The sequence below is a fragment of the Lacipirellula limnantheis genome, assembly GCF_007746075.1.
GTDB classification, from domain to species: Bacteria; Planctomycetota; Planctomycetia; order Pirellulales; family Lacipirellulaceae; genus Lacipirellula; species Lacipirellula limnantheis.
In genome coordinates, this window is record NZ_CP036339.1 from 5,495,669 (window position 1) to 5,509,525 (window position 13,857).

The following is a 13,857-nucleotide window of genomic DNA, read 5'->3' on the forward strand; positions in this document are numbered from 1 at the left end:
ACTTTCCTGCCGCCCCCGCAGCGCGAGTGCCGCAGAGCAACCTACCCTTGCGCTGACCTCGACATCCGCCTCTCTGATCCACCCGACCGAGCAGCCTGCCATGTGGCAACTCGCCGTCTACAGTCGACGACAGCACGAACAGTTTCGCCTCGTCGCTTCTGAAATCTCGCTCGCCTACAACAGCCACGACGGACGCTGGACGCCGACGCTCGATCGCTCGATGTTCGACGCCGAGGCGCCGAGCGCCAACCACATGACGATCCGCCTCCGCCCGGGGGGCGAAGCGACCGTCATCGACTGCCGCGGCATCGACGACGACGTGCGCCTCGCCGACGGGGGGTCGCTCGCCTGCCGTATTCCGATGGAGCTGACGCTGCCCGCCACGTTCCAGTTGGGAGACGCGTGGTTCGAGATCCGCCTCGAGACCGTCCGCCCCGAGATGCTCGCGCTTGAGCCGCTTTACCGGGACGAAGTTCGCCGTCCCGCTGGCGCCGCGGCGCAGGGTCCCGACTCCGCAACCGTGACGAAGTGGCTCGCCGCGGTGAGCGACCTTCACCGCACGGCCGCCAGCAGCGACGCGTTCTTCACCCGCGCCGCCGAGATCGCCGTCCGCAGTACGGGACTCGACGCCGCGATGGTCTTGCTCCGCGATGGCAGCGGGTGGCAGATTGCGGGAAGCTCGGTCGCCGATCCGCGCTACGGGGTATCGTTCGATCCCGCGGCGCTCGATCTGATGGTCGCCCGCCCCGACGTCTGGCGACGTCCTGCCTCCCGCGTGGGCGGGGCGCACCTCGTGCCGGGGCTCGACGAGGCCGCCAGTCAAGACTCGCTGGTCGTGGCGCCGGTGCGCGGCGAGTACGATGAGATCATCGCCGCGGTCTACGGCGTGCGACATGGCCATGGCGACAACCGGCGACTGGGGATCCGCACGCTGGAAGCTCGCGTCATTGAAGTGCTGGCCGACGGCGTCGCCGCGGGACTGGCCCGCCGCCAGCAGGAGGTCGACGCCGCCCGCCGCCAAGTGTTGCTCGAACAAGCCTTTTCGCCGGAGGTCGCCCAGCACCTGCTGCGGCAGCCGAACGCGCTTGCCAGCCAGACGCGCGAAGCGACGATGCTGCTGGCCGACCTCCGCGGGTTCACGCGGTTGGCCGAGACGCTCACCGCCAGCGAGAGTTGCGGAATCGTCTCCGACGTGATGGAGGCGCTCACCGACGCGATCACTCACCACGGCGGGATGGTGATCGACTACTACGGCGACGGCGTCTCGGCGATGTGGAACGCGCCGTTCGATCAGCCCGATCACGCCGATCGGGCCTGCCTCGCAGCGCTGGAGATGCTGGAGTCGATCACGCGCGTGAGCGATGCGTGGCGACAGCTCCTGCCCTTTCCGCTGGAACTGGGGATCGGGATTCACACGGGGCTGGTCCAGGTGGGCAACGCCGGGACGCGACAGCGGATGAAGTACGGGCCGCGCGGGCGAGCGATGAACCTGGCGAGCCGCGTACAAACGGCCGCCAAGCGCCTCGACGTGCCGCTCTTGGTGACCGACGCCGTACGCCGCCAGGCGTCGACGCGGTTGACGGCGCTGCGCGTCTGCACCGCGAGGTTGCCGGGGATTGAAGACCCGGTGGAACTGTTTACGCTGCTGCCGACCGCCGACGCCGAGCGGCTGCAGCGCGACCTGGACCGTTACGCCGTCGCGCTGGCCGCGTACGAACGGGGCGACCTCGACGAGGCCGAGCGCGAGCTGGAAGCGTTGCTGGCGGCCGGTCCGGCCACGCCGGCGGCGTTCCTGGCGCAGCAGACGGCCGCGTTGCGTCGCGGAGCGCTGGGGCGCCGCGCCGACGACCTGCTGGGAAGCAGCGGTGATGCGGTGATTGAGATTTTGGCGAGCTGAGCCAATTTCGATCGGGCCATTCTGGCCAGAAGCGCAAGTGCCGCGCGGCGGACAAAACGGGGTGTTGGCGCCGGGTTGCGCGCCGGGTTGGCGTTGCAAGTCGTTGGGCCACGGCCCGTTGCTGCGCGACGGCTCGCCCGACTGTTTTGTCCGCGGCGCTTGGACAGAACCGCGGGCAGGATGCTGGCGCGGGGCGTTCGCGGCGATTCGCGTTGGGCGCGCATGGGACATAAATCGATGCTCGATGCTGGTTGCTTGATGATTGATGCTGGGGTTAGGTGGGTGGTTAATTGGAGAGTTGGGAGGCTGATTATAGCTATTTTGGGCTGGAGTCGGTGAGTTATTTTTGGCCACCCCGCTGCGGCGGGGGGTGGGGCGCAGCCGCCTTCGGTTTGAAGTGGCGCTGCTCGGGCGCCCCCGGCTTGAAGAGCCGAAGGCTAAGCGGCGCTGGGGTTGAGGCTGCGTCAGCGCGGGACGCGCAGGCGGCGGTGCGGGCGGAGCAAGCGGGCCTCGGCGAAGAGCGTCGTGAAATCACCGTTGCCATAGAGGGCATCGACGGCGGCAACGTCGTTGGCGGACATCGAGTCGGCCGTCGAAACAAACGCCGAGAGCATCGCGTTCGCGTCAGAGGTCGACTCGCGGGACGCTGCCGCCGGCTCGCCGAAATGGGACTGCCACACCGTCAAATCGCCGCCGTCGACGTGGCCGCTGGCGTCGCCGTCGGCGCCGATGCCGGGAGAGGAGTGCGCGACGCCCAGCTGTCGCTGCCAGAATAGAAAATCGGCGCCGTCGACGTCGTCGTCAAAGTCGTAGTCGCCGGGGAGCGCCGGCCGCAGGTCGGCGACCCATAGTTCCTCGCCGAACTGGCCGGTCGTCAGTGCGACAAAGAGTCGGCCGTTGGCCTCGGTCAACGACTGAGGCGAGCCGCTGCCGGGGCCGGGGACAGAATCGATGAGACGTTGCGTCCCGGCCTCGGAACCGTCGCTCACCCAGAGCTCGTCGCCGCTGGCGCCATCGTTGGCGACGAAGTAGAGTCTGCCGCCGGCGTTGGTCAGTTGACCGGGCGAGGAACCGATTGCGCCGGGATAGATGTCTTTGAGGCGCGCCGTTCCTGCGGCGGTCCCGTCGGTCTTCCAAAGCTCGTCGCCGCTGGCGCCGTCGTTTGCGACGAAGTAGACCGCGCCGTCGACGTTGGTGAAGAGGTGGGGATTGGAACTCTCCGGCCCCGCATTGATATCGACCATGCGCAGCGTCCCCGCGGCCGTGCCGTCGCTCCGCCAGAGCTCGTAGCCGGTCGCCCCGTCGTTGGCGACGAAATAGAGCGCACCGTCGACGTTGGCAAGGTAACGGGGAAAGGAACTGCCGGCGCCGGGGTGAATATCCGTGACGCGCACCGTGCCCGCCTCGGTGCCGTCGCTCCGCCAAAGCTCCAGGCCGCTGGCGCCGTTGTTGGCGTTGAAGTAGAGCGTGCCGTCGACGTTTGTGAGGAAGCGTGGCGACGAGCCGATCGGGCCGGGGCGAATGTCTTTCACGCGGAGGGTGCCGGCCGCGGTGCCGTCGCTCCGCCAGAGTTCGTAGCCGGCGGGGCCGTCGTTGGCGGCGAAGTAGAGGGTTCCTTCGACGTTCGTCAGCGATCGGGGAGAGGAGCCGTCGGCGCCGGGGCGAATGTCTTTGACAAGGGATGTGCCTGCCGTCGTGCCGTCGGTTTTCCAGAGTTCGTAGCCCGTGGAGCCATCGTTGGCGACGAAATAGAGGGTGCTTCCCACGGCATAGAGGCTTTGCACTTCTTGGTTATCGGTTGGGCGAATGTCGCTCACCCGTACAGGCCCGTCTGCGGATCCGTCACTCTTCCAGATTTCATCGCCGCTCACGCTAAAATAGAGAGTTCCCTCCGCGTTAGTAAGGTATCTCGGAAATGATCCCCCCCAGCCGGCCTTGGCTTCCGTAAGCCGAGCTGTTCCAGCCTCGGTCCCGTCACTGATCCAAATCTGGTTGCCGGTCGCGCCGTCGTCCGCAACGAAGTACAAGGCTCCGCCTGCGGGCGTCAGGGAACTTGGATTCGAACTGAACGACCGTTCGTCGACCTCCTTCAAACGAATGGTCCCCGCTTCAGTCCCATCGGTCTTCCAGCCTCCGCGGCCGGTCACCCCGTCGATAGCGTTGAAGTAGAGGGTCCCTCCGACGTTCGTAAGAGACCTGGGAAAGGAACCGTAAACTCCCGCTCGGAGATCCTTCACGCGGATGGTGCCCGTCTCCGTACCGTCGCTCTTCCAGAGTTCGACACCGCTCGCGCCGTCGTTGGCAACGAAGTAGAGCGTACCGCCAACGTTGGAGAGGTATTGTGGATAGGCACTGCCTGACCCGGCGTTGATATCTTTCACGCGGAGCGTCCCTGCTTCGGTGCCGTCGCTCTTCCAAAGTTCCTGACCACTCGCACCATCGTGAGCGCGAAAGTAGAGCGTGCCCCCCACATTTGCTAATGAGCTGTAACTGACAAATGAACCAGTCGCCCCCTCGCGTATGTCTTTCACGCGGAGCGTCCCGGCCACAGTACCGTCACTCTTCCAGAGTTCTGGGCCGCTCACTCCATCGTTGGCAGTGAAGTAGAGAGTTCCCCCCACATTGATAAGGTGCCGGGGGATTGAACTTGCGATGCCGGCGCGGAGATCCTTGACCAGTACCGTCCCCATCTCCGTCCCGTCGCTCCTCCAAAGTTCGGCGCCGCCGCCGCCATCGTTAGCACTGAAATAGACAGTGCCTCCTACGTTGACAAGCGAGTAAGGTAAGGAGCCGACTGCGCCGGGGCGAATGTCTCTTATGCTGATTGTACCTGCCGCATTGCCGTCGCTTCGCCAGAGTTCGTAGCCGGTGGTACCGTCATTGGCGACGAAGTAGAGGGTCCCTTCGACATTGATGAGCGAGCGCGGAGAAGAGCCTTCGGCGCCAGAACGAATGTTTCTAACGACGGATGTGCCTGACTCGGTCCCGTCGCTCCGCCAGAGTTCGCTGCCGCTGGACGCGTCGTTGGCGACGAAGTAGAGAGTCCCGCCTAAATTCAACAGCTCTTGCGGCGAAGAACTGGATGCGCCAGTGCGAATATCCCTGACACGAACCGTTCCCGATTCGCTGCCATCGGTCTTCCACAGTTCGCTGCCGCTCGTGCCGTCGTCGGCGACGAAGAAGAGCGTTCCATCGACATTGGTGAGGTAACGGATAGCGGAGTTCGCCGAGCCAGGGCGTATGTCCTTTACGAGGAGCGTACCGGCTTCAGTTCCGTCACTCTTCCAGAGTTCGTACCCATTCGTGAGAGTGTTGCCGACAAAAAACACGACGGGGCCAACTTCAACCACACTGAAAACACCCGGCGTCGGCGTCGCGTTGACGTCTTTCAGCAGGTTGAAATCAACGGCCAGCAGGCGCCGGGGCTCAAGCGACTCGAGCGTGAGCTTGCGCTGCAACGCGGCGGCACGGGGCGGGATCGGGCGACGGGGATGCTTCGACATGGATGAGGTTGCTTCTGTGCATCAAGCAGTCGCCCCTGTTGACGCCATCGATCGCCTGGCTGCGATGCGACGGTTATAGGCGCTGGAGCGAAATCGTGCAAACCACGCCGTATTTCGGGCGATATTTGGGGCATGAGTCGCCGCCGCGCCAGCCGGCGACGTTCGGCGAGCGGCACGCGCGCGAAAAAGCGGAGCGACGCGGCTGGCCTTGCCCCCGGGCGCCAGTTCACGTCACTCCGCTTCGACTTTGTAGGTCCGTTCGCCTGATGGCGACGTTGGTGGTGCAAGTGGAGTCTGGTGGGCGCCGAGATTTGAGGTCTGTCAGTTCTCAACTAGCGGCGCTGAATCGGCGTCGGAGACGCCTCCCACAGAAATCCAATGCATCCCACGGAAATCCGTCCTGAAATCCTCCCTAAGCGTTTCGCTTGCGCGCGGCGAGCAGGGCGGCTCCGCCGAGGAGGGCGAGGCCGATCGCCGCGGGCTCGGGGACGGCGCCGGCGACCGGGGCGCCCGCGCCGAAGTTGCGCTGCCAGACGAGGAAGTCGGCGCCGTCGGAGTCGCCGTCGCTGTCGGCGTCGCCGACGGCGGTGGCGCCATAGGCGGCCTTCCAGAGGGTGAGGTCATCGCCGTCGACGTTGCCGTCGTGATCGAAGTCGCCGGCGAGGGGGGTCGTCGGGGTGAGGGGGTTGGCGAAATCGACCCAGGCGAAGTAGAAGTCGCTGTCGCGGAGGGCGAGGTCGTCGCCAAACTGGTTGTCGCTGTTGGGGCTGTTGAACGCCGCCAACTCGCGGGACTGAATGATGAAGTCGCCTGAGTTGGAATCGTACTGATAGGAGAGGAAGGTGCGATCGGGGAGCGTCGCGTCGGTCGGAATCGTCCCGGCGACGGAGAGGACGAGCATGCCGGCGTCGCCGTTCTTCTTGGTCACGCCGCCGGCGTTGTAAACGCTGAGGCGGTACTGGCCTTCGCTGTCGCGGACGAGATCGAACTGGGCGTCTCCGGCCGACTTGATGGCGGCGCCGGTGTTGCCGTTGATGTGACCGCCGACGAGCCCGCCGGCGCTGTACGGGACATAGAGAAATTGGAATCCGGAGCCGAAATTGTACGAGGCGCCGCTCGTGTCGCCGTCTTCGTCCTCGCGGACAGCGACCTTCCAACCGCCGGCGGTCGGCGTGGCGGCGGCGACGTCGGAGCTATTGCCGGAGTTGGTCGGGGCGACGAAGAGCATGCCGTCGTTGGCGGAATTGACGCCGGGGAGCGCGACTTGGGCCAGACCGCTGGTCCAGGTAACGACCGTGGCGGCGTCGAGCCCGGCGGAAGAAGCGATGAAGGCGCCGGGACCGTCGGTGCCGCCGCTTACCCAGGCGCCGGTCCAGCCTTGTTCGTAGGGGAAGTAGGCGGCGGAGGTATTGAAGGAAGCTTCGCCGCGGCCATCGTCGGAACCGGCGACGCCCATTTGCAAATCGACCGAGCCGGCGCCGCCGTTTTTGAATTCGCCGTCGTTCATGTTAAAGCCCCATCCCTGTCCGAAATCGCTGTTGAAGTAAGCGATGCCGCGGGTGGTGCCGACCGGGCTGCCGGCGTAGGTGTCGCCGTTGTTGACGCCGTTGGTGCGGACGCTGGCGAGGAGGGCGCCGCGGAAGAGATTGACGCGCCAGGCGAGGGTGGTGTTGGCAAATGGCTGGCCGTCTTGCAGCGGCTTGTAGTTGATGTGGGTGTTCGGGGGGTAGTAGCTCGGGTCGTTAGGCGCGAAGGGACTGATGAGCAGCGCGATGTCGCCCTCGTTGTGGCGGGAGTCGGTCCACTTCAACGGGCCGGAGGAGGGAAAGCTGACGAGGAGGTCGTCGGAGCCGCCGGCGCTCAGTTCGCTGTTGATGCCGGGCGAGGCGTTGATGTTAGCGCCGGAGACGGTGAGCGGGTAGGCGCCGGGAAGGCCGCCGCCGGCGGAGTTGCTGGGATCGGTGGGGAGGGGAACTTCGGCGTGAGCCGCGGCGGCGCCGAAGGCCAGCGTGAGAGCGAGGCAGGAAGTTGCGAACCGTTTCATGATGTTGGCCCTTCGTGGTTGGCGGCATGAGTCCGGAGGGGGAACCCGTCCGGAGCCGATGATTCTGCTGGGAAAGTGTGTGAATTCGATGAAGCGAACAGAGTTGTTCCGCAAAAGCCGTCTTGGAGCCTGGGCGTCGCCGGCAACGCGGGAAAAGGCGATTGGTCAGAGGAGACTGCCGACGAACGGACGGATGAGCGACGTTCAACGGGAACCACTAGCCTAACAGCCGCCCAGGCCGGCAGCAATTCAGTGGACCGCGAATGGGCCGCAAATGAACAGGCCGTTTGCGCACCGGCGGCGGTCCCGGAACGGCTTGTCTGCTAGTAGACGACCGAATTTGGGGAGGCCTCGGCGAGGACGACCGGCGAGCGCCGGGAGCAGAGCGAGCCGCGGCCGTCGCCATTGCCGCGGGCGCCAGCTATTGGGGGGTCGGCAGCCGGCGGGCCGTTTCGAGGGTGGCGGGCGTGTAGGGAATCCACCAGGGCCCGGGGGGGCTCGCGATGAATTGGAGCCAGGCGACGGCGGGGAGCCGGGCGGCCTCGACTATTGGGCGGCAAAAGAGGATTGGTTGATCGCTTTCTGCCGCCAGCGTGTCGGCGGGGAGGGTTGATGCGGCGGGGAGATGGGGTTCGATGGCGAGGCCGGCGGCGTCGAGGTTGAAGCGGCAGGCGAAGTGGCTGAGTTGGTGGTTGGCGGCCACTTGGGCGGCGTCTTCTTCCGCCGGCTCGCGACCGGCGCGGCGTTCTTCCGCCGCACGTGCGGCGGCCGCTTGAATCGACTTCAGCGCGTCGCCTGGGTGACAGCCAAGGTAAATCGGCGCCGCCATAAGTAGCGAGCCGTTCGCCGCGGCGCTGGCGGTGGTCAGCGTGCCGGCGAGGCGCTGGAACTGTGCGCCATGCCAGCGGCAATCGGTGAGTTCGACCGCGGCGATTCCGGTGAGGAGGTGAGGCGAATTCCGCGGCAGCATGCCGGCGAGATCGACGGCTGCGAGGCGACCGTGGAGATTGCCGGTGGCGTCGGCGACGTTTGCGCCAACGTGCCAGGTGAGGACGCCGGTGAAGGTCGCTCCATCGTTGAGCGCGGCGACGCCGGGGACGAGCGGGGCGAGGAGCGCGACGGGAAGTGCGTGTTGCTGCGTCTTGAGCGTGACGACGTGCGCGGGAGCTTCTCTTTTCTCCGCGCCGTTCGATGCGTCGACACTCTTTCCGTCGCCGCTCGTGAGCGCCGCGGAGCGCGCGACGGCGAGGACAATGGGCCTAGCGTCGGCGGCTGGCTGCGCGGTCAGGTGGGCGATGAGTTGGAGGCGCGGCGCGTCGTGCTGATCGCGTTCGATCACGCCGTGAACGCGGTGGAGCGTGACGGGGTTGCCGTTGCCAGCGGAGGCAGAGAGGACGAGTTGGCGGATGTGGAGTTCGATTTTCGCCGCCGGCGTCCGGTAGAGCGACCAAGCTATTCGCGCGGCGAGCGCGGGAAGATCGGCGATGGCGAGCGTCGCTTCGTTGACAGACAGGATGAGCGAGTCGCCGCGGCGGCGCGACTCGAAGCCGTTGAGCTTGAGCAACGGATCGGCGTGGCCTGGCTCGGCGAGCGTGACGGCGGCAAGGCGGGTCGTGTTGGGGCGGGGGTCTTGCCAGTCGGCGAGGGTGACGTCGAGGTGATAGCGATCGCTCAGCCGGCGAGCGGCGGCGGCGTCGCGCCACGGGAGATGATGGTCGGCGATCCACGCGGCCGTCGCGCACGTCGGCCCCAGGCACAGGGCGAAGAACGCCGTGCGGCAAGTCCGTTTGCGCGTCGTTTCGTGGAGGGAGAACATCCTGTTCGTCCGTGGTCAGTGGTCCGTTGTCAGTTGCTGGTGGATGTTTGCCCTCTTAGCAACTGACCACGGACAACTGACAACTGACATTTCCTAGCGTTCGGCGGCCATCTCCAAAAATAGCTTGTAGCGGGCCTGCATCTCTTGCAAACTGTCGCCGCCGAATTTGTCGACGAGGGCGGCGGCGATTTCGATCGCGACGACGTTTTCGACGATCACGCTCGCAGCAGAGATCGCGCAGACGTCGCTTCGTTCGTAGCTGGCGCCTTCGGCTTCCTTGGTGTCGAGGTTGATCGACGCCAGCGGCTTGCGGAGGGTGCTGATTGGTTTTTTCGCGGCGCGGATGACGAGCGTTTGACCGTTGGTCATACCGGCTTCGAGGCCGCCGGCATTGTTCGTGGGGCGTTCGTAGCCGAGCGTTTGCGTGCGCTTCTTCGACTCGTCGTAGTGGATCGGGTCGTGCACCTGCGAACCGCGGCGGCGGGCGGCTTCGAAGCCGAGGCCGATTTCGACCCCTTTGATCGCTTGGACGGCCATCACCGCTTGGGCGAGGCGGCCGTCGAGCTTGCGATCCCACTGGGCGTGCGTGCCGAGGCCGAACGGCAGGCCGTGGACTTGCACCTCAACGACGCCGCCGAGGGTGTCGCCCTCTTTGCCGACGCGGTCGATCAGTTCCTTGATCGCGTCGTCGCGCTGGAGGTTGAGGCCGTAAAGTTCGCTTTGGTCGCGGATCGCTTTCAGTTCGACGAGCGTGCCGGCGACCGGGTCGATTTTCTCGTCGCCGACTTCGGCGACGAAGCCGAAGACGGTGATGCCGAACGGTGCGAGGAGTTGCTTGCAGAGGGCGCCAGCGGCGACGCGGACGGCGGTTTCGCGAGCGCTCGCGCGTTCGAGCACGCCGCGGATGCTGCCGAGGTACTTCACGGCCCCAGTGAGATCGCCGTGGCCGGGGCGCGGGCGGGGGAGGTCTTCGAGGCGTTCGAGCTTGTAGTCGCGGTTGACGACTTCGAGCGCGATCGGACTGCCGAGCGTGACGCCGTGCCAGACGCCGGTGCGGACGTCGACGGTGTCGGTTTCAATGCGCTGGCGACCGCCGCGACCGTAGCCTCCCTGGCGGCGGCGGAGTTCGACGTTGATCGGTTCTTCGTCGATCGTGACGCCGGCGGGAAAGCCGTCGAGGAGCGCGATGAGCGCTTTGCCGTGAGATTCGCCAGCGGTCCAGTAGCGGAGCATTGAAGAAATGGGGAAGGCGGAATGGGGAATGGGGAATGGCGGAAACTCGGCAACGGCAGCGCGCGCAATGGGCCGCGGGGAGACTACGAATCTGCCGCTGGAGCCGCAAGGTCGGGCGGGGGCTCCATTGTACATTGGCGAAAAGGGGGGAGATAGGCGGCGGGTGGCGATAGCGTGGGGCCGCCCGGACCGCGTGGCGGTCCGGCTAGTGGGGGAGCGTTTGGGGGATGGCTACGCCCACGCGAATTTTTCGCCCGTGATGCGTTCGCAGGCTTCGATGTACTTGGCTCGCGTCTTTTCGACGATGTCGCGCGGCAGGTCCGGTGGCGGGCTGTTCTTGTCCCAGCCGCTGGCCGAAAGCCAGTCGCGGACGAATTGTTTGTCGAACGAGGGTTGGGCGCACCCTTCTTTGTAGCCGTCGGCGGGCCAGAAGCGGCTGCTGTCGGGGGTCATCACTTCGTCAATGAGGATTGGCTGGCCGCCGGTGATGCCGAACTCGAACTTGGTGTCGGCGAGGATGATGCCGACCTCGGCGGCGCGGCGGGCGCCGTGAGCGTAGACGTCGAGGCTCATTTGGCGGAGTTGCTCGGCAAGTTCGACGCCGATGCGCGACTGCATCTCGGCAAAGGTGATGTTCTCGTCGTGTTCGCCTTGGGCGGCTTTCGTCGCGGGCGTGAACAGAGGTGCGGGCAGACGTTCAGATTCGCGGAGGCCGCTGGCCATCGAGATGCCGGCGACGCGTCCGTGCTGGCGGTACTCGGCCCAGGCGGAACCGCTGAGATAGGCGCGCACGACGCACTCGATCGGGACGACCTTGGTTTTGCGAACCAGCACGGTGCGGCCGGCGAGGGCGTCGAGGTCGGCGCCGGGCGGGAGGTTCATCTGCCTCACGTCGGTTTCGAGGAGATGATGATCGACCGCGAGCGAGCGGAACCAATAGTTGCTCACTTGGGTGAGGACGCGGCCCTTGTCGGGGATCGGCGTGGGCAGGATCCAATCGAATGCGCTGATGCGATCGGTGCTGACCAGGAGCAGGCGGTCGCCGAGGTCATAAACGTCGCGGACCTTGCCGCGGGTGACGGGGAGGCCGGAGAGGTTGGTTTCGACGACGGGGGGGGACATGGGGGGAGCTTCCTGTTCTCAGGCGGTTCGTTCGATCGGGAGTATATCGAACTAGCGGAAGTGCGGGCAGCAGCGATCACCTTCATTCAACCATGGCGACGGCGATCCATCGACAAAGTTTCGGCAGAGACCAAAGCCCGAAGGCCGCCATGAAGGGAGTCCAAACAGCGACCAAGCACGCCGCATAACATCGCCACCCGCCACCAAAGGGCGGAAGCATTGACTGATCCATTGCCCAGCCGAGCACCATCCCCAGGTAGCTGACCGCAAACGCAATGCCTACAGCGATGGCGAGCAGGACGAATCTCATTCCTCCAATCTAACGGTTAATTGACCAATACTCCAAATTCACACGGGAATCGCCCGTTCGGTGGGCGGAGCGGACCCTTCGGAGTACCTCAGGGTGACAGGTTTCGTACCTCAGGGTGACAGGGTTCTGCGGCAGATTTGCGGCCCGCCGCGTGGAGTTGTGACCCCTTGCGGGCGGTTGTAAACTGAAGTGGACGAAGGGACTTCGTCGTCTGGCAAGGGCACAAACTCGGCCGCCAAGCCATCGCTTTCCGACACCACGCCACCGCCCTTACCACGCAGGCCTCGATTATGGGACAGATGCGGTTTGCTCTGCATCGCCGCGACCGCATCCCTCCTGGCGGACTCCCGCGAATCTACGTCGCCGGCAACGAGGATATTCCCTGGCAGACGCGCACGCGCTGGGAGAAGGAAACGCTCGTCGTTGAGCGCGGCGTCGATGATTCGGGCTATGTCTACGTGCCTTGGCTGGTCGACGGGCATGGGCAGTACCTGCTCGGCACCAGCACGCTGATTGAACGCGATCGACCTTATCTGCTCGACGTCGAGCTCGCCCGCGGACTGATTCAACGCTTGCGCTCGCGGCTGTTCATCTGGGAATGGCTGGGGATGAAAACGCCGCCCGAACTGTCCGAGCGGTTGCAAGACGCCACCAAGCTCTTCTCGCGGGCGGCGACCAATCAGCGAGACGTGCCGGCTGCCGCCGAATCGGCGAACAGGGCGATCGCGCTGGCGCTGACCGTCTCGGAGCATCTGGTGCGAGCGTTTTCGGAGCAGACGATTGGCTCGCGGCAGCGGCAGACGCCGATCGCTTCGCTGATGGGGGTGACGCTGGGCCCGGCAGCGCCGCCGGTGGCGGTGCGGAGGCAATTGGTCGACGCTTGCAATATTGTGCAGCTGCCGGTTGGTTGGCGGGCCATCGAGTCGCGCGAAGGGAAGCGCGACTGGAAGCCGACGGACGAGCAACTCGGCTGGTGTCAGACGGCCGGACTTAAGGTGGCGGCGGGCCCCCTGCTGCGCCTCGACGACCGCGGCGTCCCCGACTGGATGTACCTGTGGGAAGGAGACGACGACAATCTGGTGCGACTGCTGCTCGACCATGTACGGGCGGTGGTGTCGCGGTACTCAGGCCGAGTGCATCTGTGGCACGTCGCGTCGCGGGTGAACAACGGACAGCTGCTATCGCTCAGCGAAGAGAGCCGGCTGAACCTCGTTGCGCAAGCGGTGCAGGTGGTGCGGAAGATCGATCCGCGAACGCCGATTGTCGTGTCGTTCGATCAGCCGTGGGGCGAATACCTGGTCGAGCAGGAGCACGACCTGGCGCCGCTCCACTACGCCGACGCGTTGCTGCGGGCCGACCTGGGAATTTCGGGCTTCGGGCTAGAAATCAACGCCGGTTATTGGCCGCGCGGAAGCAGCCACCGGCCGACGTTCGAGTACGGCAAGCTGATCGACATGTGGAGCCAATTAGGCCTGCCGCTGATGGTGCTGCTCACCGCGCCGAGCGGCGACCTGCCGGACCCGCTGGCGGCGAAGACGATTGCGGCGGAGTTGATCGAGTCGCCCGAGATGCCCCAGCAAGATTCGCAACTGGTGCTGGCGTCAACGGTGGCGCCGCTGCTGTTGGGGCGGACGTCGGTGCAGGTGGTGCTGTGGAACCAACTGACCGATCACGAGCCGCACGAGTTTCCGCACGGCGGGCTGTTCGACGGCAAGGGTGACGCGAAGCCGACGCTGGGGATGCTGCGCGATTTGCGGAAGGCTTGCGGAGGGTAGGAAAATTAACCACCAAGGCACGAAGTGCACGAAGTCGCACAAGAAGTAGAAGAAGAAAGGCAAAGAACAGGGAGCGTTGTCTGCGTCGCCTGATTTGTTTCTTCTTGTCTCTTGTATCCCTTGGTGTTTCTTGGTGATCTTCGTGCCTTGGTGGTTA

The 13,857-nt window shown here is 65.5% G+C and carries 7 protein-coding genes; 2 read left to right on the forward strand and 5 right to left on the reverse strand.

The annotated features are described in order from the left end of the window. The first annotated feature begins 100 nt into the window (after positions 1-100). On the forward strand, positions 101-1,897 hold the full coding sequence (locus I41_RS21395) for an adenylate/guanylate cyclase domain-containing protein (RefSeq protein ID WP_145434942.1): 1,797 nt from the start codon (positions 101-103) through the stop codon (positions 1,895-1,897). Between the two features lie 464 nt (positions 1,898-2,361). Here the strand turns inward: I41_RS21395 and I41_RS21400 are convergent, their stop codons facing one another. The 5 genes from I41_RS21400 to I41_RS21420 all read right to left on the reverse strand — a co-directional run bounded on the left by I41_RS21400 (position 2,362) and on the right by I41_RS21420 (position 11,615). Beyond that, entirely contained in the window at positions 2,362-5,400 is a 3,039-nt protein-coding gene (locus tag I41_RS21400) for an ELWxxDGT repeat protein (RefSeq protein WP_145434943.1), read from the reverse strand. A 412-nt stretch (positions 5,401-5,812) separates the two neighbouring features. Beyond that, positions 5,813-7,444 (reverse strand): hypothetical protein, encoded by a 1,632-nt coding sequence (locus I41_RS21405; protein WP_145434944.1) that lies wholly within the window; start codon positions 7,442-7,444, stop codon positions 5,813-5,815. A 421-nt stretch (positions 7,445-7,865) separates the two neighbouring features. Then, positions 7,866-9,260 carry a hypothetical protein gene (locus I41_RS21410; protein ID WP_145434945.1) on the reverse strand — a complete coding sequence of 465 codons (1,395 nt, stop codon included), beginning with the start codon at positions 9,258-9,260 and terminating at the stop codon, positions 7,866-7,868. A 93-nt stretch (positions 9,261-9,353) separates the two neighbouring features. Then, entirely contained in the window at positions 9,354-10,493 is a 1,140-nt protein-coding gene (gene aroC / locus I41_RS21415) for a chorismate synthase (protein ID WP_145434946.1), read from the reverse strand. 231 nt (positions 10,494-10,724) lie between these two features. Continuing rightward, entirely contained in the window at positions 10,725-11,615 is an 891-nt protein-coding gene (locus I41_RS21420; RefSeq protein WP_145434947.1) for a phosphoribosylaminoimidazolesuccinocarboxamide synthase, read from the reverse strand. 609 nt (positions 11,616-12,224) lie between these two features. Between I41_RS21420 and I41_RS21425 the strand changes: the two genes are divergently transcribed. Beyond that, positions 12,225-13,700, forward strand: coding sequence for an endo-1,4-beta-xylanase (locus I41_RS21425; RefSeq protein WP_168207077.1), 1,476 nt, complete (start codon positions 12,225-12,227; stop codon positions 13,698-13,700). Positions 13,701-13,857 lie beyond the last annotated feature (157 nt).

Bases quoted from the DNA above. Each gene is read 5' to 3' on its own strand.
- I41_RS21410 (WP_145434945.1), bottom strand. From the start codon at position 9,260: ATGTTCTCCCTCCACGAAACGACGCGCAAACGGACTTGCCGCACGGCG.
- I41_RS21420 (WP_145434947.1), bottom strand. From the start codon at position 11,615: ATGTCCCCCCCCGTCGTCGAAACCAACCTCTCCGGCCTCCCCGTCACC.
- I41_RS21395 (WP_145434942.1), top strand. From the start codon at position 101: ATGTGGCAACTCGCCGTCTACAGTCGACGACAGCACGAACAGTTTCGC.
- I41_RS21405 (WP_145434944.1), bottom strand. From the start codon at position 7,444: ATGAAACGGTTCGCAACTTCCTGCCTCGCTCTCACGCTGGCCTTCGGC.
- I41_RS21425 (WP_168207077.1), top strand. From the start codon at position 12,225: ATGCGGTTTGCTCTGCATCGCCGCGACCGCATCCCTCCTGGCGGACTC.
- aroC (WP_145434946.1), bottom strand. From the start codon at position 10,493: ATGCTCCGCTACTGGACCGCTGGCGAATCTCACGGCAAAGCGCTCATC.
- I41_RS21400 (WP_145434943.1), bottom strand. From the start codon at position 5,400: ATGTCGAAGCATCCCCGTCGCCCGATCCCGCCCCGTGCCGCCGCGTTG.